Source organism: Zhihengliuella halotolerans (assembly GCF_004217565.1).
In the GTDB taxonomy this organism is placed as follows: domain Bacteria; phylum Actinomycetota; class Actinomycetes; order Actinomycetales; family Micrococcaceae; genus Zhihengliuella; species Zhihengliuella halotolerans.
This window is the reverse complement of sequence record NZ_SHLA01000001.1, coordinates 1-24,639: the sequence shown is the minus strand read 5'-3', so window position 1 is coordinate 24,639 and position 24,639 is coordinate 1. Positions and strand designations below refer to the sequence as shown.

The 24,639-nt window shown below is 68.8% G+C and carries 24 protein-coding genes; 7 read left to right on the top strand and 17 right to left on the bottom strand.

Annotated features, from left to right (window positions below):
* Positions 1–18 precede the first annotated feature (18 nt).
* From EV380_RS00120 to EV380_RS00105, 4 genes are all read right to left on the bottom strand, one after another.
* The gene (locus EV380_RS00120; RefSeq protein WP_130448493.1) at positions 19–438 is read right to left on the bottom strand and encodes an acyl-CoA thioesterase; all 420 of its coding nucleotides are present in this window, start codon (positions 436–438) and stop codon (positions 19–21) included.
* 34 nt (positions 439–472) lie between these two features.
* Complete coding sequence (locus tag EV380_RS00115; RefSeq protein ID WP_130448491.1) at positions 473–1,900, bottom strand: aldehyde dehydrogenase family protein; 1,428 nt, start codon at positions 1,898–1,900, stop codon at positions 473–475.
* A gap of 98 nt (positions 1,901–1,998) precedes the next feature.
* Positions 1,999–2,931 carry an AraC-like ligand-binding domain-containing protein gene (locus tag EV380_RS00110; protein WP_130448489.1) on the bottom strand — a complete coding sequence of 311 codons (933 nt, stop codon included), beginning with the start codon at positions 2,929–2,931 and terminating at the stop codon, positions 1,999–2,001.
* 129 nt (positions 2,932–3,060) lie between these two features.
* Positions 3,061–3,651 (bottom strand): TetR/AcrR family transcriptional regulator, encoded by a 591-nt coding sequence (locus EV380_RS00105; RefSeq protein ID WP_102160236.1) that lies wholly within the window; start codon positions 3,649–3,651, stop codon positions 3,061–3,063.
* Positions 3,652–3,834: 183 nt separating this feature from the next.
* Between EV380_RS00105 and EV380_RS00100 the strand changes: the two genes are divergently transcribed.
* Together EV380_RS00100 and EV380_RS00095 are read left to right on the top strand one after the other, a co-directional pair.
* The gene (locus EV380_RS00100) at positions 3,835–5,775 is read left to right on the top strand and encodes a primary-amine oxidase (RefSeq protein ID WP_130448487.1); all 1,941 of its coding nucleotides are present in this window, start codon (positions 3,835–3,837) and stop codon (positions 5,773–5,775) included.
* A 5-nt stretch (positions 5,776–5,780) separates the two neighbouring features.
* A complete protein-coding gene (locus EV380_RS00095) occupies positions 5,781–6,323 on the top strand; it encodes a hypothetical protein (protein ID WP_130448485.1) in 543 nt (180 codons plus the stop codon).
* On the opposite strand, the gene EV380_RS00090 is transcribed toward EV380_RS00095, so the two are convergent.
* The gene (locus EV380_RS00090; RefSeq protein WP_130448483.1) at positions 6,250–6,951 is read right to left on the bottom strand and encodes a GntR family transcriptional regulator; all 702 of its coding nucleotides are present in this window, start codon (positions 6,949–6,951) and stop codon (positions 6,250–6,252) included. The two genes, EV380_RS00095 and EV380_RS00090, sit on opposite strands and share 74 nt — an antisense overlap.
* Positions 6,952–7,186: 235 nt before the next feature.
* Here EV380_RS00090 and EV380_RS00085 point away from each other — a divergent pair, with 235 nt between their 5' ends.
* Positions 7,187–8,353, top strand: coding sequence for a mandelate racemase/muconate lactonizing enzyme family protein (locus EV380_RS00085; protein ID WP_130448481.1), 1,167 nt, complete (start codon positions 7,187–7,189; stop codon positions 8,351–8,353).
* A gap of 43 nt (positions 8,354–8,396) precedes the next feature.
* Here EV380_RS00085 and EV380_RS00080 read toward each other — a convergent pair whose 3' ends face one another.
* The 6 genes from EV380_RS00080 to EV380_RS00055 all read right to left on the bottom strand — a co-directional run bounded on the left by EV380_RS00080 (position 8,397) and on the right by EV380_RS00055 (position 14,031).
* The gene (locus EV380_RS00080; RefSeq protein ID WP_165391853.1) at positions 8,397–8,978 is read right to left on the bottom strand and encodes a TetR/AcrR family transcriptional regulator; all 582 of its coding nucleotides are present in this window, start codon (positions 8,976–8,978) and stop codon (positions 8,397–8,399) included.
* Between the two features lie 33 nt (positions 8,979–9,011).
* Positions 9,012–10,013 (bottom strand): FecCD family ABC transporter permease, encoded by a 1,002-nt coding sequence (locus tag EV380_RS00075; RefSeq protein WP_242607445.1) that lies wholly within the window; start codon positions 10,011–10,013, stop codon positions 9,012–9,014.
* Positions 10,010–11,044, bottom strand: a complete 1,035-nt coding sequence (locus EV380_RS00070; RefSeq protein ID WP_130448477.1) for a FecCD family ABC transporter permease — start codon at positions 11,042–11,044, stop codon at positions 10,010–10,012. Before EV380_RS00070 ends, EV380_RS00075 begins: the two co-directional genes overlap by 4 nt.
* Positions 11,037–12,101: an iron-siderophore ABC transporter substrate-binding protein gene (locus EV380_RS00065; RefSeq protein ID WP_130448475.1), complete on the bottom strand. Its 1,065-nt coding sequence runs from the start codon at positions 12,099–12,101 to the stop codon at positions 11,037–11,039. The genes EV380_RS00070 and EV380_RS00065 overlap by 8 nt, the downstream gene beginning before the upstream one ends.
* A 128-nt stretch (positions 12,102–12,229) precedes the next feature.
* On the bottom strand, positions 12,230–13,021 hold the full coding sequence (locus tag EV380_RS00060; protein WP_130448473.1) for an SDR family NAD(P)-dependent oxidoreductase: 792 nt from the start codon (positions 13,019–13,021) through the stop codon (positions 12,230–12,232).
* Entirely contained in the window at positions 13,018–14,031 is a 1,014-nt protein-coding gene (locus tag EV380_RS00055; protein ID WP_130448471.1) for a phosphotransferase enzyme family protein, read from the bottom strand. Before EV380_RS00055 ends, EV380_RS00060 begins: the two co-directional genes overlap by 4 nt.
* A 132-nt stretch (positions 14,032–14,163) precedes the next feature.
* On the opposite strand from EV380_RS00055, the gene EV380_RS00050 reads away from it, so the two are divergent.
* From EV380_RS00050 to EV380_RS00040, 3 genes are all read left to right on the top strand, one after another.
* On the top strand, positions 14,164–14,778 hold the full coding sequence (locus EV380_RS00050) for a TetR/AcrR family transcriptional regulator (RefSeq protein WP_130448469.1): 615 nt from the start codon (positions 14,164–14,166) through the stop codon (positions 14,776–14,778).
* Between the two features lie 17 nt (positions 14,779–14,795).
* Positions 14,796–16,088, top strand: a complete 1,293-nt coding sequence (locus EV380_RS00045) for an aspartate aminotransferase family protein (protein ID WP_130448467.1) — start codon at positions 14,796–14,798, stop codon at positions 16,086–16,088.
* Positions 16,089–16,183: 95 nt separating this feature from the next.
* A complete protein-coding gene (locus tag EV380_RS00040; protein ID WP_130448465.1) occupies positions 16,184–16,609 on the top strand; it encodes a pyridoxamine 5'-phosphate oxidase family protein in 426 nt (141 codons plus the stop codon).
* A 96-nt stretch (positions 16,610–16,705) separates the two neighbouring features.
* On the opposite strand, the gene EV380_RS00035 is transcribed toward EV380_RS00040, so the two are convergent.
* The 4 genes from EV380_RS00035 to EV380_RS00020 all read right to left on the bottom strand — a co-directional run bounded on the left by EV380_RS00035 (position 16,706) and on the right by EV380_RS00020 (position 22,546).
* Positions 16,706–18,331: a ribonuclease J gene (locus EV380_RS00035; protein WP_102160211.1), complete on the bottom strand. Its 1,626-nt coding sequence runs from the start codon at positions 18,329–18,331 to the stop codon at positions 16,706–16,708.
* A 300-nt stretch (positions 18,332–18,631) separates the two neighbouring features.
* Positions 18,632–20,182: a class I adenylate-forming enzyme family protein gene (locus EV380_RS00030; protein WP_130448464.1), complete on the bottom strand. Its 1,551-nt coding sequence runs from the start codon at positions 20,180–20,182 to the stop codon at positions 18,632–18,634.
* A gap of 5 nt (positions 20,183–20,187) precedes the next feature.
* On the bottom strand, positions 20,188–20,946 hold the full coding sequence (locus tag EV380_RS00025) for an enoyl-CoA hydratase/isomerase family protein (protein ID WP_130448463.1): 759 nt from the start codon (positions 20,944–20,946) through the stop codon (positions 20,188–20,190).
* 88 nt (positions 20,947–21,034) lie between these two features.
* Positions 21,035–22,546 (bottom strand): sodium/proline symporter, encoded by a 1,512-nt coding sequence (locus tag EV380_RS00020; RefSeq protein WP_165391852.1) that lies wholly within the window; start codon positions 22,544–22,546, stop codon positions 21,035–21,037.
* 157 nt (positions 22,547–22,703) lie between these two features.
* Between EV380_RS00020 and EV380_RS00015 the strand changes: the two genes are divergently transcribed.
* The gene (locus tag EV380_RS00015) at positions 22,704–23,618 is read left to right on the top strand and encodes a LysR family transcriptional regulator (RefSeq protein WP_130448460.1); all 915 of its coding nucleotides are present in this window, start codon (positions 22,704–22,706) and stop codon (positions 23,616–23,618) included.
* A 23-nt stretch (positions 23,619–23,641) separates the two neighbouring features.
* Here EV380_RS00015 and EV380_RS00010 read toward each other — a convergent pair whose 3' ends face one another.
* On the bottom strand, positions 23,642–24,337 hold the full coding sequence (locus EV380_RS00010) for a response regulator (RefSeq protein ID WP_102160201.1): 696 nt from the start codon (positions 24,335–24,337) through the stop codon (positions 23,642–23,644).
* Positions 24,334–24,639: ATP-binding protein (locus EV380_RS00005; protein WP_130448458.1), on the bottom strand; the 306-nt coding region annotated here is incomplete at its 5' end. The genes EV380_RS00010 and EV380_RS00005, both read right to left, overlap by 4 nt.

Here is a 24,639-nt window from a genome sequence, read left to right as displayed (position 1 = left end):
CAGCACGCGCTCGCGGGATTAACTCGGACGACGACGGGCCGGCACCTCGTGTGCGGCGAGAGACTCGCGCTCGGCACCGGTCAGCGACCGCGAGGTCGTGCGATCGGCCGCGAGCGGCACGATCACCGTGCTCCCGTCGAACACCGTTCTCCCGTCCTGCAGGCCGACGTGGCGGATCGTGAACGACTTGCTCCCGATGCGCTCGATGCCGAGGCGGACCACCATCTCCGGCACGTACTCGCCCTGCGCCACGTAGTCGACCGTCAGAGACGCGACGACGGCGCCGCCCAAGCCGCGGAACGCGGCAAGCCCCTCGAGCCCGCGCATCCAGCGCACGCGGGACTCCTCCATCAGGGTGACGATCCGGGCGTTGTTGAGGTGCCCGTTGGCGTCCTGGTCGGACCAGCGCAGAGCGATCGGGATGTCGGTGAAAGCCATGAAGGCATCCTATGCGCGGCACCCCATGCCCGGGTCAGTAGTTGATGACCTGCGGCGCGCCGAGGTGCTTGAGGCCCTCGACGCCGAACTCGAGGCCGAAGCCCGACTGCTTCATCCCTCCGAACGGCATGCGGGGGTCCACGGCGCCGTGCTTGTTGATCCAGACGGTGCCCGACTGGATGCGGGACGCGACCTCGATGGCGCGGTCGCGGTCCGCGCTCCAGACGGAGCCGCCGAGCCCGACATCGAGCGCGTTCGCCTGCTCGATGACCGCGTCCAGGTTCGAGTACTTGATGATCGGCAGGGCGGGGCCGAACTGCTCCTCGGCGACGAGCGGGTTGTCATTGTCGATGTCGGCCACGAGGGTCGTCGGGTAGAAGTAGCCGGGCGCCGACTCGTCGGGATCGCCGCCGATCAACACGCGGGCCCCCGAGTCCTTGGCCGCCTGGACCAGATTCGCCACGATGTCGTACTGGGACTTGTTCTGCAGCGGGCCGAGCACGTTGTTCTCATCCAGGCCCACCCCCATGGGCACGTTGCGCGCGACCTCGACGAGCGCCGCGCAGACGTCGTCGTACACGTCCTCGTGCACGTAGAGGCGCTTGAGCGCCGCGCACGTCTGGCCGGTGTTGATGAAGGCCCCCCAGAAAAGGTCCTGGGCGATGGCCTGCGCGTCGACGTCGGGGAGCACGATGCCGGCGTCGTTGCCGCCGAGCTCCATGGTCAGGCGCTTGACCGTGTCGGCCGAGTCCTTGATGATCTTCTGGCCGGCGCCCGTGGAGCCGGTGAACATGATCTTGGCGATGTCCGGGTGTTCGACGAGCAGAGCCCCGACGTCGCGGCGGCCGGCGACGACGTGCAGCAGGTCGGCCGGCAGCGCGGTGTTCATCACGTGCGCGAGCGCGAGCACGGACAGCGGCGTGTTTCCGGACGGCTTGACGACGACGGTGTTGCCCATGCGCAGGGACGGGGCGATCTGCCAGACGGCGATCATCATCGGCCAGTTCCACGGACCGATCGCGCCGACGACCCCGAGCGGGCGGTAGTGCAGCTCCGCCCGGCCGCCCTCGTCGTCGAACAGGACCTCGGGCTCGAGTTCAAAAGACGCGGTAGCACGCAGCCAAGCGGAGCAGGCCCCGACTTCGAAACGGGCGTTGGGGCCGTTGAGCGGCTTGCCCTGCTCGCGTGAGAGCAGCTCGGCGAGGGCCTCGGCGTTGGCCTCGATGGCGTCTGCGGCGGAGTTCATGGCCGCACCGCGCTCGGCGTGGGTGAGTGCGCCCCAGGCGGGCTGCGCGGCGCGGGCGGCGGCGATGGCCGCTTCGAGATCGGCGGCCGTGTGCTCGGGGGCCCGCCCGACGACGGCCCCGGTCGCCGGGTCCAGCATCTCGCGGCCGCCGGTGGCCGGCTGGACGGCGTCGAGCAGATCGGCTGCCGTGGCGAACGTTGCGGTCTCTACGGTCATGACAACTCCTTTGTCGTGTGTGACGTGTGCTGCCTCCATCCTGCCGGCCCCCGCCGCGTCCGCCTTGTCCCTGCGCGCGGGACTATTGCCAATCTGCGCTACCGGTCGCCGCGGCGGTACTGCGCCGGCGAGCAGCCGTAGGCGGAACGGAAGGCGCGGCTGAAGTGGGCGGCGTCCGGCAGCCCCCAGCGGGCGCCGATCGCGCCGACCGGAGCGTGGGACTGCAGGGGGTCGCTCAAGTCCCGGCGGCAGTTCTCGAGCCGGCGTTCCCGAATCCACCCGGCCACGGTGTGCCCGGAATCGGAGAAGAGCTTGTGCAGACTGCGCGTGGACATGAAGTGCGCGGCGGCGATGTCGCCCGGGGAGAGCGTCGAATCGGCGAGCTGGGCGTCGATGAAGTGCTGGATGCGGCGCAACTGGCGCGCCCGATCCAGGTCGCCGGTCGGCGCGCGCTGTCCGATCTCGTCAGCCAGGAGCGTGGCCAGCAGGTCGACCGTGTTCATCGCGAGGCGGTGTCCGATGGGCCCGTCGATCGTCGGCAGCAGGTCCGCGATCTCGCGCAGGAACGGCAGCACCGCACGCCCGAGCCGCTGGTCGGCGCCCATGCTCACGGCGGTCAGTTCGGACACGTCCTCGGGTGAGAGTCCCAGCATCTGCTGCGGGAACATCATCACCAGCGTCGAGAAATCCTCCTCGAACGCGAGGGAATAGGGGCGCTGGGTATCGTAGATCGCCAGCTCGCCGGGGCGCAGGATCGCCTCGCGGCCGTCTTGGGCGAGGATGCCGTGGCCGGACATCTGCACGCCGAGCTTGTAGAACGCCCCCTCGGTGCGGGCGATGAGGTTCTCGGTGCGCACGACCTCGTGGGCGGAGGCGGTGACCCGCATGAGCCCGACGTCGAACACGGTACCGCCGCCGACCTGGCCGGTGAACGGCCGGGAGTTCACGGCCTTCGCGTCGAGCGGGACGAACGAGCTGGAGACGACCTGCTTCCACGAAGCGAAGTCGTCGGCGTACTTGACTTGATACATGACACTTCCTCAGGCGGCGGGCGCGGGTGGTGATGTGGTTCACGCGCCCCGGCCGGTTGGCCCCAATGTAGGCCCAACGGCGGAGAATGTCACGCGGCCGGTCACTGGCGCCGCACCCGCCAGTGCCCTTCAGGGGCGGAAGCCGCGCAGCTGCACCTCGAGCTGGTCTCGCAGCTGACGTGGGCCGTTGTACTCGGCGTCGATCACGCCGGCGCCTTGCGCGCCGAGCAGGAAATTGAGCAGCGATTCGACGGCGGCAGCGGGGTCGAGGTCCGAACGGATCTCGCCGTCGTCGACACCCTCGGCGAGCCAGCGGCGCATCGAGGATCGCCACGACAGCATGGCCTGGTCGTTGACCTCGGCCTGGCGCGGATCGTGGACCGCGAGCTGCCAGAACGGCAGGACCACGCGGGCCTCGTCGAGCCGGTTGTCGTCCAGCGGGAGCACCTCGAGAGCAAAGGCCCGCAGCGCTGCGGTCGCCCGTTTTCCGCGGGTCGCTTCGGTGATGCGCCGCTCGGTCTGCCGGAAGACGCGCGAGAACGCGGCCTGGGAAAGCGCCGCCTTCGTCGGGAAGTACGGCTTGAGCGCGCCGTTGGCAAAGCCGATCTCGGCGGCGACGTCGCGCAGCGTCAGACCCTCGAGCCCACTCCTGGCCACGACGCGGCAGGCCGCCCGGGCGATCTCCTCGCGGCGGGCGTCGTGGTCGACGATCTTCGGCATGGCGCCATCCTATTCGATTCGCGGTAGCGGCCGCGGTGAGGGGTGTGACGGCAGACGCCACTAAATCTTTATGCGCCACCCCCTTGTGGGACAGCTCACGATCAGCTTATTCTCTACGTTAAGAGAAAATAAAGTGGGGCGCCTCACAGCGCCCCGTCGACCCACGAAAGCCTCGAGGACCCCATGAACCAGCCGACCGCCTACTCGCTGCCGACCACGGACGAGGTCAAGACCGTCACCGCGCTTCTGGCCGAAGCCGGCCACCTGCCCGAGACCTCGCGGATCGCCTACCTGGGCCTGCTAGACCCGCCGCGCGGCACCGCATCCGGCGCTCACGCGGACCGTCGCTTCCGAGTCTTCGCCCTCGACACCGCCGGCGGGGCTCCGATCGACGCGACGGTGAACGCGAGCACCCGGGCGGTGGAGTCCGTCGTCGCACTGGACACCATGGCCACCGGTGAGCTGCCGGTCATGGAAGCCGAGTTCGCGGCCGTGGAGGAGGTCCTCGCCGAGGACGCCCAGTGGCAGGCGGCGATTGCCAAACGCGGTCTGGAGCTGGAGAAGGTGCGCGTCGCGCCGCTCTCGGCGGGCTTCTACGACTACCCGGAAGAGCGCGGGACGCGGGTCCTGCGGGGGCTGGCGTTCTACCAGGAGCACGAAACCGACAGCGCCTGGGCGCACCCCATCGACGGGCTCGTCGCGTACGTCGACGTGGCGAGTCGGAAGGCCACCCGCATCCTGGACCTCGGCGTCGTGCCCGTTCCCCCCGAGCACGGAAACTACACCGACCCGTCGCTGACCGGCGAGCTGCGCACGACGCAGAAGCCCATCAGCATCACCCAGCCGGAGGGGCCTTCGTTCGAGGTCACGGGCGGCAACCATGTCGAGTGGGAGCGCTGGAGCCTCGACATCGGCTTCGACATGCGCGAAGGCCTCGTCCTGCACAACATCGCGTTCGACGACAAGTCGCCCGAGGGCGAGACCCGGCGCCGCAAGATCCTCAACCGGGCCTCGATCGCGGAAATGGTGGTCCCGTACGGCGACCCCTCCCCCGTGCGGAACTGGCAGAACTACTTCGACACCGGCGAATACCTCATCGGCTCATGCGCCAACTCGCTGCAGCTCGGCTGCGACTGCCTCGGCGAGATCACCTACCTCTCCCCGGTCATCTCCGACAATTTCGGCAACGCCCGCACGATCCACAACGGCATCTGCATGCACGAGGAGGACGCCTCCATCCTGGCGAAGCACTCGGACCTGTGGAGCGGGATCGACTACACCCGCCGCAACCGCCGTCTGGTGATCAGCTTCTTCACGACCGTCGGCAACTACGACTACGGCTTCTACTGGTACCTCTACCTCGACGGGACCATCGAGTTCGAGGCGAAGGCCACCGGCATCGTCTTTACGTCCGCGCAGCCGGAGGCAGGCGCCGACGGCGAACCGTACCCGTACAGCTCCGAGATGGCCCCCGGCCTCGGCGCGCCCTTCCACCAGCACCTGTTCGGCGCGCGGCTGGACTTCGCGCTCGACGACGGCCCGTCCCGCGTCGTCGAAGAGGAGGCCGTGCGCGTCCCGATGGGCGAGTCGAATCCGCGCGGCAACGCGTTCACGCGTAAACACACCGTGCTCGCCAGCGAGAAGGCGGCCGTGCGCCAGAGCCGCATGGAGACGGGGCGGTCCTGGATCGTGCAGAGCGCGCAGACGCGCAACCGGCTCGGCGCCCCCGTCGGCTACAAGCTCCTGCCGGAAGGCAACCCGACCCTGCTCGCAGATCCCGAATCCTCGGTGGCCCGCCGCGCCGCGTTCACGTCAAGCTCGCTGTGGGTGACCCCGCACGCCGAAGACGAGCGCTACCCGACCGGCGACTTCGTCAACCAGCACCCCGGCGGCGCGGGGCTTCCGGCCTGGATCGAGGCGGACCGCAACCTCGACGGGGAGGATCTGGTCCTCTGGCACACCTTCGGCCTGACGCACTTCCCGCGCGTGGAGGACTGGCCGATCATGCCCGTCGACACCACCGGCTTCAAGCTGCGCCCGGACGGCTTCTTCGACCGATCCCCGGTCCTCGACGTGCCGGCCCCGACCCCGGGCGCCTGCCACACCGAGTCCGGCTGCCACTAGCGATCATGCGAACGACGGCGGCACTCGCCGCGGCAGTGGCGGGCCTGCACGCGTGGGTGCTCGCCGCGCACGCGGGCACCCACGGGCTCTGGCTTTCAGCGGCGCTGCTCGTCATGACCGCCCTGTGCGTCAAGTGCGCCGCCGGGTTGTGGCGGGCGCGCTCGCGGTCGAGCTGCCGAACGGAGCTGACCGTGCTGCTGGCGATGTCCGCAGCCATGGCCCTGGCGCACACGGCGCTCCTGCTCGGGCTCCCGGGCCTCGGCGGCGGGCATGCGGGGCACCTCGCGGATGCAGCCAGCGTCTCCCCCGGCGCCGCGTCGTCGTCATCGCTGATGATGCTGGCAGTGGTTCCGCTGGAACTGGTGGTTGCGGCATCGGCGGCCTCGTGCCTGCGCCGGCTCACCCGCGCGGCGACGGAGCCCACCCCGGCACTGGACTCGTCGCCCCACGCGGCCGTCACACGGGGCGGGGCCGTTAGTCGGCGCTGGCCGGGGCTTCCAGCTCGGCCTTCTCCCGCTCTTCCAGGGCACCGGTCACGGAGGCCGTGAGGCTGTCGGCGATGTGGGTCCTGGCGAGCGCCGCGGCGCCGGGACCATCACCAGCGGCGACGAGTTCCAGAATCTGGTGATGCTGGTTCAGGTCGATGGTTCGGGGTTCGGCTCCCGAGGGGAGTTCGAGCCCGATGCGGCGATAGCGGTCCGACTTGTCCCAAAGGTCGTCGAGGAGCTTGATCATGATGCTGTTGTGGGAGGCGACGTAGACAGCCCGATGGAATTCCCGGTGCGCCGTGATGGCCTCTTCTCCCCAGACGCGGTTCACCGGCAACAGCTTCCCGGCCGCCTCGCGCATCGCGCCGATGTCCGCTGTGGTCCGGTGCCGGGCGGCCATTGCCGTCGCGGAGGGCTCCAGAGCGAGGCGGACTTCCAACAGCTCTGCAGCTTCGGAAGCGCTCATGTCGGCCACGCGAGAGTCCCGGTGCGTGTCCATCACGATCAGCCCCTCGCTGGAGAGTCGGCGTATCGCCTCGCGCAGCGGCGTGATGCTCATCTGCATGGCGTCGGCCAGCTCGTACTGAGAGATGCGGGAGCCGGGGGCCAGGCCGCCTGAGAGGATCAGCTGGCGGAGTTCGCTGTACGCCAGACTGCCCTTGCTGGAAAAGACGTTCGTCGTGCTCATTGGTCGCTCCGCCTTCTCCGGTCGGGACTGCGCGCCCCGCCTCCTCGTGGTCAATGTCGCCAACATCTTATAAGAAGTTTACCGGATGGCCTTGTGCTCCCCGCCACTCGAAGCTAGCCTTGAACTCGCATCTTATAAGATATTTTCGCACTTGCCCCATATCCGATCACATCTGGGGAACATGCGACAGTCAGTCTTATAAGAAATAAGTTACGAAGATAGGAGAGACGTCAAGATGAAAATCGTTTCCGCCCACGTGGGCACCATCCCCATCAGTTCCTCGATCCGGAACGCCTTCATCGACTTCACAAAGATGGACTGCACGATCATCGCCCTCGTCAGCGACACGATCGTCGATGGCAAGCCCCTGGTCGGCTACGGCTTCAACTCCAACGGCCGGTACAACGCGACGGCGATCCTGCAGGAGCGCATCCTGCCCCGCCTGCTCGATGCCCCACCCGAGGACCTCCTCGGAGAGGACGGGCAGCTGTCACCGGAACGCGCGTGGGATCTCATGATGGCCAACGAGAAGCCCGGTGGCCACGGCGAGCGCTCGGTCGCCGTCGGGGTGGCCGACATGGCCCTGCATGACCTCGCCGCGAAGATCGCCGGTGTTCCGCTCTACCGGTGGATCTCTGACCACTACGGTGACGGCGACCCGGATCAGGACGTCTTCGTCTACGCCGCGGGCGGCTACTACGCCCCCGGCAAAACGCTGGAGGACCTGCAGGCCGAGATGCGCGGATTCCTCGACCAGGGCTACAACGTGGTCAAGATGAAGATCGGCGGCGCCGACCTCGCCGAAGACGTCCGTCGAATCGAGGCCGTGCTCGAGGTACTCGACGGCGACGGCTCGCGCCTGGCCGTGGATGTCAACGGAAAGTTCGACCTGCAGACCGCCCTGGAGTACGGCCGGGCCATCGAGCAATACAACCTGTTCTGGTACGAGGAGATCGGCGACCCCTTGGATTACGCGCTGAACGCCACGGTTTCCGAGCACTACGCGAACCCCATCGCCACGGGCGAGAACCTGTTCTCGAGACAGGACGCCACGAACCTGATTCGATACGGCGGCATGCGACCGGACCGCGACTACCTTCAGGTCGATCCCGCGCTCAGCTACGGACTGGTCGAGTACAAACGCATCCAGGACATCCTGGCGCGGCACGGGTGGTCCTCCCGACGTTGCGTCCCGCACGGCGGACACCAGTTCTCGCTGCACATCGCCGCCGCCCTCAAGCTCGGCGGCAACGAGTCCTACCCGGGCGAGTTCCAGCCCACCGGCGGCTTCACCGACGACGCCGTCGTGGTCAACAGCCGCGTCACCCCCGGAGACCTGCCGGGCATCGGCCTCGAGGGCAAGGCCGAGTTTTACAAGGTCCTGCGGGCGCTGCATAGCTGACCGCCCCGGACCGGGTCGGCCCGCATGAGTGCGTGGCGGCGGTTCAGCCGTGCAGCAGGTCCAGCAGCGCGTCGACCTGGGCGTGCAGCTGCCGCGGGGCGTTGTGGCGGGCCTCGCCGATCGCGGCCGCCTGCGTGCCGGCGATCCAGTTCAGGACGGTTTCGGTGACGACGTCGACCGGCACGTCCGCGCGGACGTCGCCATCGGCCATCGCCTCGCGCAGCCACGTGCGCAGCAGGGTGCGCCACGCATCGGAGGCAGTGGCCCCTGCGGCGGCGAGTTCGTCGTCGTGCAGGGCGAGCTGCCAGAACGGCAGTAGCACGCGCGCGGCCGCGACCTTCGTCTCGTCGTCCGGCAGGACGGCCATAATGAACGCGCGGATGGCGTCGACGCCGTAGCGGCCGTCGATCGCGGCGTTGACCGCATCGTTGGAGCGCGCGAACACGTGCGTGAACGTGGCGCGGGCGAGGGCGGCCTTGGTCGGATAGATCCGGGCGAGCGAGGTCACGTCGACGCCGGCCTCAGCGGCCACGTCGTTCAGGGTCAATTCGTCGAGGCCACGGCGGGCGACGACGGCGGTGACAGCGTCGGCCATTTCCAGGCCTTCCATTTCAGCAACAGGCATGCCGGACATCATATCCCGGCCGGATGTGAGCCCTCACATCACCCCCGTCCTGTTGCTGCGCGTGATCAGGTAGACCAGGTACGGCGCCCCCAGCACCCCGGTGACGATGCCCACCGGATAGCGCGAGGGCAGCAGGTTCTGCCCGGCGAAGTCGGCGCCGAGCACGAGCACCGCGCCGACGAGCGCCGCGGGCAGCAGCAGCGACCGCCCGTGCCCCACGAGCCCGCCGGCCACCGGCCCCGAGAGGAACGCCACGAACGCGATGGGCCCCGCCGCCGAGGTGGCGAACGCGACGAGCCCCACGGCCGCGAGGACCACGAACAGCCGGGTCCGGCCGACGTCGACCCCGAGCCCCGCCGCGGTGTCCTCGCCGAGCGCCATCATGGACAGGGGGCCGGCCTGCGCGACGAGCAGCGGGCCGAGCACTGCGAGGGCAACCGCGACGGGCAGCACCTGATCCCAGCCGACCCCGTTGAGGCTGCCGGTCAGCCAGCGAACGGCCTCCTGCAGATCCCAGTCGCCGGCCTTCGACAGGACGTAGGTCGTCAACGACTCGAGCATCGCCGCGACGCCGATGCCGATGAGGATCAGGCGCGTACCCGTCGAGCTGCCGCGCGCCGAGAGGATGTAGATCAACGCCGCGACGGCGAGGGCCGCGATAACGGAGAGCCCGGCCACGGCGGCCCCCGAGAGGCCGAAGAACACGATGCCGAACACCGCCGCGGTGCTCGCTCCCGCGCTGATGCCGATCACATCCGGGCTCGCGAGCGGGTTGCGCAGCAGGGTCTGGAAGCAGACGCCGGCCAGGCCGAACGAGGCCCCGGCAAGCAGTCCGAGGGTGGCCCGGGGCAGACGCAGCCGCCCGACAGTGAAGTTCGCGCCGTCCACATCGGCGCCAAAGGCGACCGCGACGACGTCGGGCAGCGGATAGAAGGTCCGGCCCACCATCAGGTTGAGCAGATAGAGCGCGACGACGACGGCGACCAGAAGCACGGTGACCGACGCGGCGCGGGTGCGCGACGACGTCGTACTCACAGCTCGCGCACCTTCTGCCTCCGGACGATGTAGATGAAGAACGGGGCGCCCACGAGGGCGGTGACGATGCCGACGTCGATCTCAGCGGGGCGTGCCACGACCCGGCCGACGATGTCCGCGGCGGTGAGGAGAGCGGCGCCCGCGAGCGCGGAGAGCGGGAGCAGCCACCGGTGGTCCGAACCGACGAGCAGCCGGACGACGTGCGGGACGACGAGCCCGACGAACCCGATCGGCCCCGTCAACGCCGTGACGGCGCCGGCCAGGACGATCGCCCCGAGCGAGGCCAGGCCGCGGGCCAGGCCGACGCGTTCGCCGAGGCCCGCGGCGAGCTCGTCGCCGAGCGCGAGCGAGTTGAGCGCCTTCGCGGCCAGCAGGCTGACGGCGAGCCCGCCGGCGAGGAACGGCGCGACAGCGGCCATCGACCCGAAGTCTGCCCCGCCGACGCCACCGATCTGCCACGAACGCACGCCGGAGGCGATGTCGTTGCGTCCCAAGATGACGGCCGAGACGAACGAGGCGAGGGCCGCCGAGACGGCGGCGCCGGAGAGCGCCAGCTTGAGCGGCGTGGCGGCCCCGGCATGGAAGCCGTTCGGCCCGAGCGACGCGATCGCGTAGACGACCAGCGCAGCGAGGGCGGCCCCGGCGATCGCGACCCAGATGAAGCTCGTCGCGGAGCGCAGGCCGAAGTGCGCGATGCCGACGACGACGGCGAGCGCGGCCCCCATGTTGACGCCGAGAATGCCGGGGTCGGCGAGAGGGTTGCGGGTCACGCCCTGCATGACGACCCCGGAGACGGCCAGGGCCGCCCCGGCCACGAGGGCCAAGACGGTCCGGGGCACGCGCTTGGCGACGGCGGCCTCGCCGAAACCCTCGGCCGAGCCGGCGAGCCCGGCCCAGACCTCGCCGGGGCTGACCACACGGGCGCCGAACGCCACGGAGAGCAGGGCCAGCACGACGATCGCGCCGAGCAGGGCCAGCGTCCACGCGCTCCGCCGCACGCCCGGTCGGGCGCGGACGGCGGGGCTACTCAACGGCGTCGGAGAGCAGCTTCAGGTAGTCGTCCAGGAACCACGGCAGCGACAGCGCGGTCGGGTTGGCGGCGTTTCCGATCGGCTGGTCGCCGGGCAGGGCGACGACGGCCTTGTTCTCGACGGCGGGCATCTGCGAGAGGATCGGGTCGGCCTCGAGCGCGTCGATCAGCTCCTCCCCGCCGTAGGTGACGATCAGCTCGGCGTCGGCGAACTCGTCAGCGGTCTCAGCGGATTGCTCGACGGCGAAGGTGCCGTTGGCCTCCGACTCGGCGATGACGCTCGCAGGCGAGGTCAGGCCGAGGTCCTCGAAGTACTTCACGCGGGTGTCGAGCGTCGAGTAGTAGCTCACCGTCGAGAGGTCGGACTCGTCGACGTGAGTCAGCAGCATGGCGGCCTTGCCAGCGAGCTCCGGGTGCTCAGCGGTCTTCTCATCGATGAGGTCCTCATATTCGGCAACGAGCGCCTCGCCCTCCGCGGCCATGCCCATGCCGGCGGCGTTCATCGTGATCGTCTCGCGCCAGTCGGTGCCCCACGCGTTGTCCGGGTAGGCGACCACAGGTGCGATGTCGCTCAGGGTGTCGTAGTCCTCCTCACTCAGGCCGGAGTAGGCGGCGAGAATGACGTCAGGGTCGGAGTCCGCGACGGCCTCGAAGTCGATGCCGTCGGACTCGTCGAAGAGGACCGGCGCCTCCGCGTTGAGTTCCTCGAGCCGCTCCTCGACCCACGGCAGCACGCCGTCACCGTCGTCGTCGCCCCAGGTCGTCGCGGCCATACCGACGGGCACGACCCCAAGCGCGAGCGGAACCTCGTGGTTGCCCCAGGCGACGGTGGCGACGCGCTCGGGCTTGCCGTCGATCACGGTCTTGCCGAACGCGTGCTCGATCGTCGTGGCTTCCTCCGAGGGCGCTGGGTCGCTGCCCGGCGCGGCCGCGCCGGGTGCGCACGCCGAGGCGAGCAGCACGACGGCGGCCGCGGCGGCCAGCAGTCCGCCGCGCCGTGGGTTGCGGGGAGTTGAGGTGGTGCCGGCGCGCAGCGGGGCAGGTCGATCGAGGGTCATGGTGGCCTTCCGGAGTGATAGGGAAAACTTTATAAGCGTAATTAGCTTATGCAAGCCTTACCTTACCAAACTAGCGACACGTCGGCGCACTATCAACGTGACCTCGCCCACCTTTGGCCGTCGGCCGCCTACCCGAGGGCGTCGAACGCCAGCGTCGGCACGTCCACGATGTGCGCACCACCGTCGGCGACGATCGTAGCCCCGGTGATGTACGACGAATCCGCCGACGCGAGAAAGGCGACGACGCCGGCGATCTCCGCCGGCTCGGAGGCGCGCCGCAGCGGAACGTTCTCCGTGACGAGCGCGTACGCCTCCTCGCGCCCGGCGATTCCGGCCGCCTGCGCGAGCTCGTCCATCTCCGCATCCGCCATGGGCGTGCGCACCCAGCCCGGGCAGACGGCGTTCACCCTCACGCCGCTGGGGCCGAAGTCCCTGGCCATGGATCGGGTCAGACCGATGAGCGCGTGTTTGCCAACGGTGTACCCGGCAACCGAAGGGCCCGCGCGGAGCCCTGCGAGCGAGGACACGACGACGATCGCCCCCGCGCTGCGCGCGAGTTCGGGCAGTGCGCGCCGGCAGACCGTGAACGCCGTCGTCAGGTTGGCATCCAGGCTCGCGCGCCAGGACTCGTCGTCCGTGTCCGTCACGGAGGAGAAGCCGTGGCCGCCGGCGTTGGCGACGACGACATCGAGTCGGCCGTACTCCTCGAGCACCGCGTCGACGACGCCGGCGACGCTCGCGGAGTCCGTCATGTCACCGGGCAGCGGCAAGGCGCCGATGCGTTCCGCGACCTCACTCAGGGGGCCCGCGCGCCGGCCCGTGACAACCACGCGGTACCCGTCGGCAGCCAGGCGTTCCGCCGCCGCGGCACCGATACCGGTGCCGCCACCGGTCACGAGGGCGACCCTTGGCGCGATCATGCCTGCACCGCGCGTCCACCGGCGCGGTCGCGCAGGTAGTCCCGGGCCATCCGCACGACGTGCGGGGCGACGCGTTCCGCGATGAACACCGCCTCGGCGTCCCCGGAACGCTGCCCGGCCCAGCCGAGATAGGTCGTGGCCCGCGCGAGCAGGAGCGTGTCCCAGGCCGCGAAGAACCCGGCCGGCACGCTGCGCACCGTCTGATAGCCGTCGAACAACGCGGCACGGAACTCCTCGAAGCGCGGGTGCCGCGTGTAGAAGAACAGCACGGTGGCCAGATCGAAGAGGTGCCACCCCTCGCCGAAGTCGTCGAAATCGATGAGCACCATCTCGCCCCCGCGGACCAGGACGTTCTCCGGCGTCAGGTCGGCGTGGATGACCCCGAAGTGCTGCTCGTCCCGCGGCAGATCGCCCAGGTCCCGCTCGAGAGCCGCGAGCGCGAGCCCGAGCGTCTCGGCGTCCGGCACGGAGAGCGCCTCGACGCCGCGGGGGTCGCCCCACAGCGGGTCGGTTCCCGCGAGACCAGCCGCGTCCCAGGCTCCGCGGCGGAATCCCGGAAGTCGGCCGAGGTCGATGAGCGCCAGATGCAGCTCGCCGAGCCGCTCGCCCAGCGCCCGGAAGTCGGCCGGCGCCAGCGTGCTGGTCCCGTCGAGCCCGGTGACGATGTCGCCGAGGGGCGCCGCGCCCTCGACCCACTCGAGGACGTCGACGAAGACCGTCTCCCCATCGAGGTCCTCCCTGCACATCAGCTCGCCGTCGAGCGTTCGCACGAGCCGCGGGACGGGCAGCCCGCGCTCGGCCAGCGCATCGAGGTACGCCATCTCGGTGCGGATCTCCGCGGCGTCGTGGTAGCCGACGCGATGGACCCGGATGGCGAAGGAACCGGCGGGCCGGTTCAGCTTGAAGACGTAGTTCTCGCGGTACTTGACCAGCTCGATCTCACCCGCCCCGCGCAGTCCGTAGCGCGCGAGCGCCCGCTCGACGAGTTCCGTGGCTGCCTGCAGTCTCATGCGACTCCTTCTATATGGTCCGGATCACACCAAGGTAAATCTGAACGCCTTGTATGTCAACTGAACAACAGTGTTCACTTTTTCGCCGACGGCGTCTAAGCTGGGTCCGACGGAACCGACTGAGGAGGCACAATGAGCACGACGACGACCCCGCTTCCGCTGCGGGAGCGAAACCGGCTGCGCACCCGCGGGGACATCCTCGACGCGGCCGCCGAGGCGCTGGGCACCGGCGGGTACGCGGCCACCACACTCGAGGAGCTCAGCCGCCGCGCCGGCCTCGCCCGGGGCACCCTGTACGCGCACTTCCCCGGAGGCCGTGAGGAGATCGTGCAAGCCGTCTACCTGCGCGTCGCCGAGGAGGTCGACGAGCGGGGGCGCGCCCTGCGCGAACTCGAGAACGGCGCCCCCGACCGCATTGCGGCTCTCGCCCGCGCCCTGACGGAACGCACCGCGGCACCCTCGGGGCGCTTCTACGGCAACACCGCCCCGGACGTCGTTCCCGTCCTGTCGGGCGTCTCCGGCGCCACGTCCGCCGCGTTCGAAACCCTGATCCGCGAAGACCTCGCCGCCGAGCAGGAGGCCGGCTCGCTCGACGCCCAAGCCGACCTCGCGGCCCTGACGACGGCACTCTCGGGCGCCCTGCGCGCCTCTGCGGCTCGCACGGCACTGAACCCGGAGACGGTCGAAGCCCAGGTCGAGGCCGTCCACTCCCTCACCCGCGGCCTGCTCGCCGCGCCCCGCACCTGACTGAAAGGCCCCACCACATGGCAACCCCGAGAACGTCCGACCTGCTGGCCCGTCGCTACGCGACCCTCGGCCAGCACTCCCCGCTCTTCTACCGGGAACCCCTCGAGCTCGTCTCCGGCGAAGGCGTCTGGCTCACCGACGCGCAGGGACGCACCTATCTGGACGGCTACAACAACGTCCCGCACGTCGGGCACGCGAACCCCGTGGTCGCGGACGCCGTCAGCCGGCAGCTGCGCACACTGAACCTGCACACGCGCTACCTCAACCACGTCGTCGTCGACTACGCGGAGGCGCTGCTGGGCACGTTCTCCGACCGGCTGGACCGGCTCTTCCTCGTCAACAGCGGTTCCGAGGCCAACGAGCTCGCCTTGCGCCTGGCCCGCCAGCACACGGGCAGCACCGGGGTGCTCGTCTCGGACTTCAGCTATCACGGCAACACCACCTCGCTGGCCGAGCTGACCACGGGGCTGACCGTGCGCGAGCCGCTCGGCGACCACGTCCGCCCCGTGCGCATCCCCGACGCCACCGGCCTGAGCGACGCCGAGGCGCAGCAGGAATGCGCCCTCGCCCTGGCTCAGGTCGACGACGCCATTGCCTCGCTCCAGGCGGCCGGGCACGGGGTCTCGGCCGCGCTGTTCGACCCGCTCTTCTCCACCGAGGGCCTCCTCGCTCCGCCCGCCGGCTACGTCGAAGGGCTCGCATACCGCGTCCGGGCTGCCGGCGGACTCGTCATCGCCGACGAGGTGCAGTCCGGATTCGGTCGGCTCGGCGACTCGATGTGGGGCCACGAGCTCTTCGATCTCTCCCCCGAGCTGGTCACGCTCGGCAAACCCATGGGCAACGGCCACCCGGTCGGCGGCGTTGTCACGACGGCGGAGCTGCTCGACGAGTTCGGCCGGCACAACATGTACTTCAACACCTTCGCCGGCAGCCCCGTCTCCTCAGCCGCCGGGCTGGCCGTCCTCGAGGTGATGGCCAACGAGGGCCTCATGCCGCGAGCGCACGAGACAGGGGCGTTCATCGCCTCCCGCCTGCGCGAGATGGCCGCGGAGCATCGGCTGGTCGCCTCGGTGCGCGGACACGGCCTGTTCTTCGGCCTTGATCTGGTGCACGACGACGGCGCTCCGGCCGCCGACGCCACTCGAGCCCTGACCGAGAAGATGCGGGAGAAGGGCGTCTTGATCAGCAAGATCGGCCGCGACGACAACGTGCTGAAGATGCGCCCGCCGATGGTCATCGAGCAGAACCAGGCCGAGATCCTCGTCGACCGCCTCGCGGAATCCCTGGCCGAGCTGACGACGATCGGCTGACGTCACCAGCCGTCAGGAACAGCCCTGCAGAGAATGAGCGGCCGGCCCCTCACGGAGCCTTTACTTCCGGAGGAAGGGGGTGGACAGTTGTCATCATGATGTTCGATCATGACGACCCGGTCCTTATCCTCGACGATGAACAGTGCTGGAAGTTGCTTGAGCACACCCAGCACGGTCGCTTGGTCCTCAACGCTGCGGGCGTAATGGATATTTTCCCCATCAATTTCCGGGCGCACGACGGGCGGATTCTCCTCCGTACTGCCCCGGGCACCAAACTCGCGGAACTGACAATCAACGAGAACGTGGTCTTCCAGGCTGACGGCATCACCTCCGACGAGGCCTGGAGCGTCGTCGTCAAGGGCACCGCCCGGGTGCTCGAGCACAGTGCTGACATCGCGGCGGCCGAAGCGCTCAACCTCAAAACGTGGATTCCCACGTTCAAGGACTTCTACGTGGACATCACACCGTCAACGATCACTGGACGCCACTTCAGATTCGGCGAGCAGCCCGAGCGCTACTGATGCGGGACGGTCCGGTGCGGCCGGACCGGTACCGCTTGAACGACAGAACGCCCGCCCCCGGATTCCTCCGGAGGCGGGCGTTCTGCGTGTCGGCGCTTACGCGTCGACGGTGATCACCGTGAAGTGCGGGCGGCGGCGGATCGCGCGATCCGCCCAGCGCACCAGCGCCTGCGCGATCTGCTTCTCGGCCTCCGGGCCGGTCTTCTCCTTCAGACGTGAGAGCGCCTTCTCGACGATGCCGACGGCCTTCTCGATCTGCGCGTCCGTCAGGTCGAAGCCGACCGGGAAGAACTCCGGCTCGTCTTCCATCTCTCCGGTGTCCGGGTCGATGATCGCGAGCACGGTCACGGCGCCCTCTTCGCCGAGGCGCACGCGGTGGGCGAGCTCCTCGTCGGTCGCGGCACCGGCCACGTTGTTCTCGACGTACACGTACGACGCCGGCACCGAGCCGCTGATGCGGGCCACGCCGTCCTCGAGGTCGACGGTGACGCCGTCCTCGATGATCAGCGTGTTGTTCCGCTCGACCCCCGTGCGGATCGCCAGTTCGGCGTTCGCCTTGAGGTGGCGGTGCTCGCCGTGGACCGGGATGACGTTCTTCGGGCGCACCAGGTTGTAGCAGTACACCAGCTCACCGGCGGAGGCGTGACCGGAGACGTGCACCTTGGCGTTGCCCTTGTGCACGACGTTGGCGCCCAGCTTCGTCAGGTCGTTGATCAGGCGGTAGATGCCCGACTCGTTGCCTGGGATGAGGGAGGAGGCCAGCAGGACGGTGTCGCCCTCGACGAGGTCGACCATGTGATCCTGGTTGGCCATGCGAGCCAGCGCGGCCATCGGCTCACCCTGCGAACCCGTGCAGATGATGACGCACTTGTGCGGCGGGAGTTTGTCGAGCTCCTTGAAGTCGACCAGCACACCCTTGGGGATGTTCAGGTAGCCGAGTTCGCCTGCCAGACCCATGTTGCGGACCATCGAGCGACCCAGGAACGCGACCTTCCGGCCGTACTTGTGGGCGACGTCGATGACCTGCTGCATGCGGTGCACGTGCGAGGCGAACGAGGAGACGATCACGCGGCGCGGGGCCGTGCGGATCACATTGTCGATCGCCGGAACGAGGTCGGCCTCGGCGGCCATGAAGCCCGGGACCTCGGCGTTGGTGGAGTCCGGCAGGAACAGGTCCACGCCCTCCTCGCCGAGGCGCGCGAAGCCGGCGAGGTCGGTGATGCGCTTGTCCAGCGGGAACTGGTCCATCTTGAAGTCGCCGGTGACCAGCGAGGAGCCGGCAGGCGTCTTCACGGAAACGGCCAGGCCGTCCGGGATGGAGTGGTTCACGGCCAGGAACTCGAGCTCGAACGGGCCGAGCTTGCGCTTGTCGCCCTCGCGGACCTGGTTCAGCTTGACGTTGTTGATGCGGTGCTCGGTCAGCTTGTTCTTCAGGAACGCGAGCGTCAGCTTGGCCGAGTAGATCGGGATCTCGCGGTGCTCCTTGAGCAGGTACGGGACACCGCCGATGTGGTCCTCGTGGCCGTGCGTGAGCACGAGCCCGACGACGTCCTTCCAGCGACCGCGCAGGTAGCTGAAGTCCGGCAGGATCAGGTCGACGCCGGGGTGCTGCTCCTCGGGGAACAGGACACCGCAGTCGACGATGAGCAGCTTGCCGCCGTATTCGAAGACCATCATGTTGCGACCGATTTCGCCGAGGCCGCCGAGAGCGACCCAGCGCATCGCGCCTTTCTTCAGCTGCGGCGGAGTTTTACGGGGGTGACGTTTTGTCATCTCATCCTTTATTGGATTTTCAGTGGAATGCGGCGACGCAAATCGCCCAAGGCGCGCCGAATGACGCGGAAAGTCTGTTCCCAGCCTATCAGCGCGAACGGCACGCGGCACCAACACCCCTTGCGCCCGACACGTTCACCGAGTCACGAGGAGAGTCCGTCGCGGATGAGTACGACGGTCTCATGCCCTGCACTGGCTCAGCCGACCGCCGGGCAGGCGGGCGGCCCACCGAGCTGACTGACACCTCGGCTACCTCGGCAGTTCGACGGCGGAATCCAGATCGCGCGGCAAGCGATGCTTGGCGATGCGCTGGCTCGGCGTCAGCGGCATCTCGGGGACGACCTTGATGTAACGAGGAACCTGGAAGCGCGGGAGCTGACCGGCTCCCCATTCCAGCAATTCCGCGGGATCGGCCTCGTTCCCCCCGGCCCGGGTGACCAGCAGCAGGATCTCCTGCTCGCCGATGTCGGCGTCGACGCCGACCGCCGCGCAGCGGTCGATGCCCGGGTGCATCGCGAAGACGTTCTCTACCTGCCAGGCGGAGACGTTCTCCCCACGGACCCTGATGCTGTCGCTGCCGCGGCCCAGAAAGTGAAGCCTGCCGCTGGCATCGAAGCGACCTTGATCCCCCGTACGGAACCACTGGCCCCGGCGGGCCGATTCCGAGGCCTCCGGCCGGCCGAGGTAGCCGGGCGTCAAGAGCCCGCCGATGTGGCCCTTCACGAGGATCTCGCCACCTTGGGCCGGCCCGGTGCCGCTCGCGGGACCGCCGTCATGGACGACGTCGATGTCGACCCAGGGCAGCGGGTGGCCGATGCCGCCGTCGGACTCGTGGCGGTTCACCGTGACGATGCTGGATGTTTCGGTCATTCCGTAGCACTCGTGCAGGGCGAAGTCGTAGCGCTGCGCACACGCCGCACGGACTTCCTCGGTGGCGCCTGCACCCCAGGCCACGCGGACACGGTTGGCCCGCTCCGCATCCGTAACGGGTTGCTGCAGCAGGATCTGAAGCACGCCGCCGAGGTAGTGGATGTGCGTGACGGAGAAGTCCACCACGTCCCGCCAGAAGCGAGAGGCACTGAATTTCGGGGCCAGCGCCAAGGTGACCTCCCGGTACAGCGGGACGAAAACCACCTGGGCACCGCCGATGTGAAAGAGCGGCTCCCAGACGTAGAACACGTCGCCCGGCTCCGGGCCGGTGACCTCGATCGCTCCCAGGACGGCGGCACGCAGCATCGTTTCACTGACAAGCACCCCCTTGGGCGGCCCGGTGGTCCCCGAGGTGTACATCAGCAGTGCGGCACCTCGCCGTGCTCCCTGTCCACCGGCCGGAGACGCGAGACGGAAGACCGTCAACGGCCCACCGGTCGCCCCCGGCAGCGCGATGTCGGCCGCCTCGGTGTCCGGCAGGTGACCCGCCAGGGGTGCCCGCGCCTCCACGACGACGTCCGTCGCCTGCGAGTCCCCTAACTGGTGCAGGAGCGGTTCACCCTTGAGCTGCGTGTTGAGCGGTATCCACAAGGCACCGAGACGCAGCAGCGCGAAGATGAGCACCACGTGGTCGACCCCCACGGGGAGCGCGATGGCCACTCTGGACGTCGCGATCACGCCGAATTCCCGGAGCCGCGCGGCTGCGTCGTCGACCCGGCCGTCGAGCTCAGCGGCGGTGACGGACCGCTCGCGGTCTCGCAGGTAGACCCGGTCCGGCGCAGTGCGGGCGAGCCGCTGAAGCTCCTCCCCGAGCCCCGGGCCGTGGATGAACTCCCGTGCCTCATCGACGCTGGTCGTGTTCTCTCCCACCGCTGCTATGCCCCCTTCTTCGAGACGAAGTCCCCCGCGGTGCGCTGCGGTTCGCCGTCGCCGTACGCCTGCTGGTCGATCGCGAGGGCGGCGTCGAACGCCTCCTCGAGGCCTGGCATCAGAGTGTCCCGGATGCGCCTCTTGGTGGACGAGAACGCATGCTTCGGCAGCGCGGCCAGTTCTCTGGCGAGTTCGATGCTGCGGGGAAGAACGTCCGCGGCCGGGTGAAGCTCGGCGATCAGTCCCAGCCGCTTGGCCTCGTCCGCGTCGAGGAGGCGGCCGGTCAGCATCATCTCGGCGGTTTTGCTGTGGCCGAGCGACTGCCAGGTCAGGTAGAGGCCGGTGATGCTCGGAATCCCCGACTTCACCTCGGGCTGGCCGATACGGACCTCAGGGTGGGCGATCCGCAGGTCGCAGAGGAGCGCGAGCTGGTAGCCGGAACCGGCCGTCACACCGTTGAGGGCGGCGATCACCGGCTTCGAACAGGACAAGACGGCGTCATAGACCCGGTAGAAGATGCCCAGCCACTCCTCAACGCTGTCCTCGGTGAAGCCGGCCACCTCCTTGAGGTCCTGACCGGCGCAGAAGGCGCGCTCGCCCTCCCCGGTGATGATGACGGCCTCGACCTCTGGATCGACGTCGAGCTCCGTCAGTGCGGAGGCCATCCGCCGCTGCATGTCCTGGGTCCACGCGTTGAGGGCGTCCGGATTGTTGAGCGTGATGATGCCGATTCCATCAGCAATGTTGATATCGAGGCTGGGCATGTCGATTCTCCCTCTCCGCGGGTCAGACCGCGGCTGTTGTGCGTTGCAGCAGGTGGTGCTGCACGGAGTTGGTCAGTCGCAATGAGTGCTATTTGGCCGTCACGACGTCGAAGCTTCCAGTGACGGCCGCGTTCTGCTTGGGCCCGAAGCGGTTTCCGATCCACAGGCCGAGCAGGCCGGCGATGAAGCCCGGGATCAGTTCGTAGAGTCCGATCGTGTCGAACTGGCGGTACAGGGCGACGGTGGCGCCGCCGGCGATGATGCTGAGCAGGGCACCGAACCAGGTGGTCCGGCGGGAATAGAGCGCCGCCAGGAGGACAGGCCCGAAACTGGCCCCGAATCCCGCCCAGGCGTAGCCGACGAGGTCGAGGACCTTGCCACCCTGCAGTGCTACGACCACGCCGATCGCCGTGCAGAGCAGCACCGCGACCCGACTCAGCCAGATCAGCTGCCTCTCCGGCGCCTCGCGATTCATGAAGGTCCGGTAGAAATCCTCGGTCAGAGTCGCGGATGCCACGACAAGCTGGGAGTCGGCCGTGCTCATCACGGCAGAGAGGACACCCGCCAGGAAGATCCCGGCGACCCACGTCGGCATCAACTCCGAGACCAGCGAGATGTACGCGTCCTCCGGGTTGGCGAGGTCCGTCCCGAAGATCGCGATCGCAGAGAAGCCGATGACGGCCGCCGAGCCGAGCAGCGTGATCGACAGGAAGACGCCCACACGGGCACCGTTGCGGGCGGATTCGACTTTCCGCATACCCATGAACCGGGCGAGGATGTGCGGCGAGCCGAAGTAGCCGACAGCCCAGGCGAGGCCAGAGACGACCGCCACGAACGACACGGAGCTCACCGTCTGCCAGCTGCCGTCGACCAGCGCGACGCCCGCGAGAGCCGACCCGAGATCGGGGTTCTCAGCTTGCACCGCGTTGACGAGCCCGCCGACGCCGCCGACCTTGGCGATGGCCACGATAGAGAGGATCATCAGGCTGAAGAACATGATGAACCCCTGGATCACATCGGTATAGCTGCTGGCCAGGTAGCCGCCGAGCGATGAGTAGATCATGACGACCGCCGCGCCGACGAGAGTTCCCGTCGTCGTCGAGGTGCCGAAGATCTTCGAGAAGATCACGCCGGTGGCAATAAAGGCCGACCCGAGGTAGATCACGTAGAAGAAGATGATGGCGAGGGCCGAGACCCAGCGGAGCGAGTTGTGGTGGAACCGGTTCGCGAAGAACCCCGGGAGGGTCACCGATTCGCCGGCTTCCTGACTGCGCCAGTCGCTGTACTTGGCCGAATACTCCCGCAGCCTGCCGGCGAGGATCCGCCAGCTGAGGTAGAAGCCGAGCGTCAGTCCGACGATCAGCCAGATGTTACTCATCCCCGACAGGTAGAAGGCTCCCGGGAGGCCGAAGAAGACCCACTGGCTCGAGTCCGTGGCCTTGGCACTGACCGCGGTGACAAACGTGCCCAGGCGGCGTCCGCCGATGGCGAAGTCGCTCATCCCGGTGTTCTTGCGATAGGCCCACGTGCCGATCAGCAGCACGGCCAGCAGGTAGACGAGAAAGACGATGACTGTTGATGTGTCCGCTGTGGTGGACATCGGGGCTCCCTGGCTTCGTCGTGAGGTGCGGTGATGTGATCTGGGTATCAACCCTCCACGACGGCGTCGGGCCTTACCAGACGGGTTGGGCAAGAGATGAGACGCCTGTCCCCCAGATGTGCTTATGCTCACACCGTTTGGACGATAGGCTCGCCCGGTGGCCATCGACACCAGAACCCTCAAGACCATGCACGCCGTGGTTTCCACCGGCTCGTTCGCTGCTGCCGGACGCGAGCTCGGGTACACCGCATCGGCGGTCTCACAACAGATGTCCGCCCTCGAACGCTCGCTCGGCATCCGGCTGTTCGAGCGCGAGGCCCGAAGAGTCGTCCCGACCGAGGCCGCCCTGTACCTCCAGCACCGCGCGGCCGAGGTCGTCGACCTGCTCAATCAGGTCGAGATCGACATGGCACGACTCGGTGCCGGTCAGACCGGGACGCTGCGCGCGGGCACCTTCGATTCGGCAGGTGGGCCCATTCTCGGTCAGGCCATCGCCCGGTTCCTCGTCCGTCGACGCGACGTGAAGATCACCCTCGACGAGGGCGAACCCTACGAGCTCTTCCCCCGAGTCTCCGATGGGAGCCTCGATATCGCCCTGGGCTTCCAGTACGACCTGGTTGCTCCCGATTTCCCGACCAATCTCCAGCTCACGGAGGTCATGACCGAAGACCTGTTCCTGGTCGCGCCGGCGAAGCACCGCCTCGCCCGCAAATCATCCGTCGATCTCGGCGACCTCCGTTCCGAGCGCTGGGTCGCTCACCGCCCCGAGACGCCATCGCACCAATGCCTGCTCGCCCTGTGCGAGCGGCACGGGTTCGTCCCGGACATCGCCTTCCGGAGCAACAACCTGGGCACGGTCAAGGGAATCGTCTCGGCCGGGTTGGCCGTCGCGATGGTCCCGGAGATTTCGCTCCAGCACGGTCTCGAAGGCATCGTCGCGCTCCCCCTCGCGCAGCCCATGCCGCGACGCAAAATCGTCTCAGCCACCAGGGCCGGCGCCGATAATCCGCTGGTCGAGCCGTTCTTGCACGCGCTGCGCGCGATAGCCGGTACGTCGCGCCGCGGGGAATGAATCGGGCACCACGAGCCCGCCCGCTAGATCCAGCGGTACCGGTGCTCGGGTCGTCCCGCCGAGCCGTAGCGCGGCCTCAACTCGGCCTGCCCGCGCCGCGTCAGGAGGTCCAGATAGCGCCGCGCGCTGACCCGTGAGATCCCGCACGCCTCCCCCACCTCGGCCGCCGAAACGTCCTCGGCGGCGGCCTTGACTGCGGCGGCCACGAGGTCGAGGGTCGGCTGCGAATAGCCCTTCGGCAGCGCGGCGGCGGGCTGCACGACGGCGGCGGGCGCCGCCGTCGTCGTCTCGCCCATGAGCGCGTCGATCTCGGCCTGCGCCAGCCGCCCCGGATCCTGCTGACGTCCGGTGCGGAAGGCGGCGAGCCGGCGGCGGAAGTCCTCGACCGTGAACGGTTTGACGAGGTAGCCGTCGATCCCCCGGCCGATCGCCGCGCGCACGGTCGCGGCCTCGGCCGCAGCGGTGATCATGATGACGCCGACATGCGGGTGGCGGGCGCGGAGCTCCGTGAGCACGTCGACGCCATTGCCATCGGGAAGGTGCACGTCGAGCAGGACCAGGTCGATATCGGGCGCGGCCTCCAACCGGGCCGTCGCTTCGGCGGCGCGGGCGGCTGTTCCGGCGACCTCGAAGCCGTCGATGGATTCGACGAAGAGCCGGTGCATGCTCAGTACATCGGGGTCGTCGTCGACGATGAGCGTGCGGATCTGGTGATTCATGACCCCATCTCCTCCTTCTCCGGGTCCCCTGCGGGCCATTCAACGGCGAACTCGGCCCCGCCGAGGTGCGAGCGGCCGACGTCGACTGTGCCGCGGTGTCGGGTCACGATCCGTTCGACGAGCGCGAGCCCGATCCCGTGAGGCGCGTCGGTCTCGTCCTTCGTGGTGACGCCGCGCGTGAAGACGGACTCGACGTCCTCGTCGGCAATGCCGGGGCCGCTGTCCCCGACGCGCAACGATACGCCCCGCGCACCCGCTGCGAGGTACACCTCGACGCGGCCTCCGTCGCCCGCGGCCTCGAT

Excerpts from the sequence above, each read along its gene's own strand:
- EV380_RS00010 (WP_102160201.1), bottom strand. The coding sequence starts at position 24,337 with ATGAATCACCAGATCCGCACGCTCATCGTCGACGACGACCCCGATGTA.
- EV380_RS00105 (WP_102160236.1), bottom strand. The coding sequence starts at position 3,651 with ATGCCGAAGATCGTCGACCACGACGCCCGCCGCGAGGAGATCGCCCGG.
- EV380_RS00060 (WP_130448473.1), bottom strand. The coding sequence starts at position 13,021 with ATGATCGCGCCAAGGGTCGCCCTCGTGACCGGTGGCGGCACCGGTATC.
- EV380_RS00040 (WP_130448465.1), top strand. The coding sequence starts at position 16,184 with ATGATGTTCGATCATGACGACCCGGTCCTTATCCTCGACGATGAACAG.
- EV380_RS00090 (WP_130448483.1), bottom strand. The coding sequence starts at position 6,951 with ATGAGCACGACGAACGTCTTTTCCAGCAAGGGCAGTCTGGCGTACAGC.
- EV380_RS00080 (WP_165391853.1), bottom strand. The coding sequence starts at position 8,978 with ATGCCTGTTGCTGAAATGGAAGGCCTGGAAATGGCCGACGCTGTCACC.
- EV380_RS00065 (WP_130448475.1), bottom strand. The coding sequence starts at position 12,101 with ATGACCCTCGATCGACCTGCCCCGCTGCGCGCCGGCACCACCTCAACT.
- EV380_RS00095 (WP_130448485.1), top strand. The coding sequence starts at position 5,781 with ATGCGAACGACGGCGGCACTCGCCGCGGCAGTGGCGGGCCTGCACGCG.
- EV380_RS00050 (WP_130448469.1), top strand. The coding sequence starts at position 14,164 with ATGAGCACGACGACGACCCCGCTTCCGCTGCGGGAGCGAAACCGGCTG.
- EV380_RS00115 (WP_130448491.1), bottom strand. The coding sequence starts at position 1,900 with ATGACCGTAGAGACCGCAACGTTCGCCACGGCAGCCGATCTGCTCGAC.
- EV380_RS00100 (WP_130448487.1), top strand. The coding sequence starts at position 3,835 with ATGAACCAGCCGACCGCCTACTCGCTGCCGACCACGGACGAGGTCAAG.
- EV380_RS00085 (WP_130448481.1), top strand. The coding sequence starts at position 7,187 with ATGAAAATCGTTTCCGCCCACGTGGGCACCATCCCCATCAGTTCCTCG.
- EV380_RS00025 (WP_130448463.1), bottom strand. The coding sequence starts at position 20,946 with ATGCCCAGCCTCGATATCAACATTGCTGATGGAATCGGCATCATCACG.
- EV380_RS00020 (WP_165391852.1), bottom strand. The coding sequence starts at position 22,546 with ATGTCCACCACAGCGGACACATCAACAGTCATCGTCTTTCTCGTCTAC.
- EV380_RS00110 (WP_130448489.1), bottom strand. The coding sequence starts at position 2,931 with ATGTATCAAGTCAAGTACGCCGACGACTTCGCTTCGTGGAAGCAGGTC.
- EV380_RS00055 (WP_130448471.1), bottom strand. The coding sequence starts at position 14,031 with ATGAGACTGCAGGCAGCCACGGAACTCGTCGAGCGGGCGCTCGCGCGC.
- EV380_RS00120 (WP_130448493.1), bottom strand. The coding sequence starts at position 438 with ATGGCTTTCACCGACATCCCGATCGCTCTGCGCTGGTCCGACCAGGAC.
- EV380_RS00035 (WP_102160211.1), bottom strand. The coding sequence starts at position 18,331 with ATGCGCTGGGTCGCTCTCGGCGGCCTCGGCGAAATCGGTCGCAACATG.
- EV380_RS00045 (WP_130448467.1), top strand. The coding sequence starts at position 14,796 with ATGGCAACCCCGAGAACGTCCGACCTGCTGGCCCGTCGCTACGCGACC.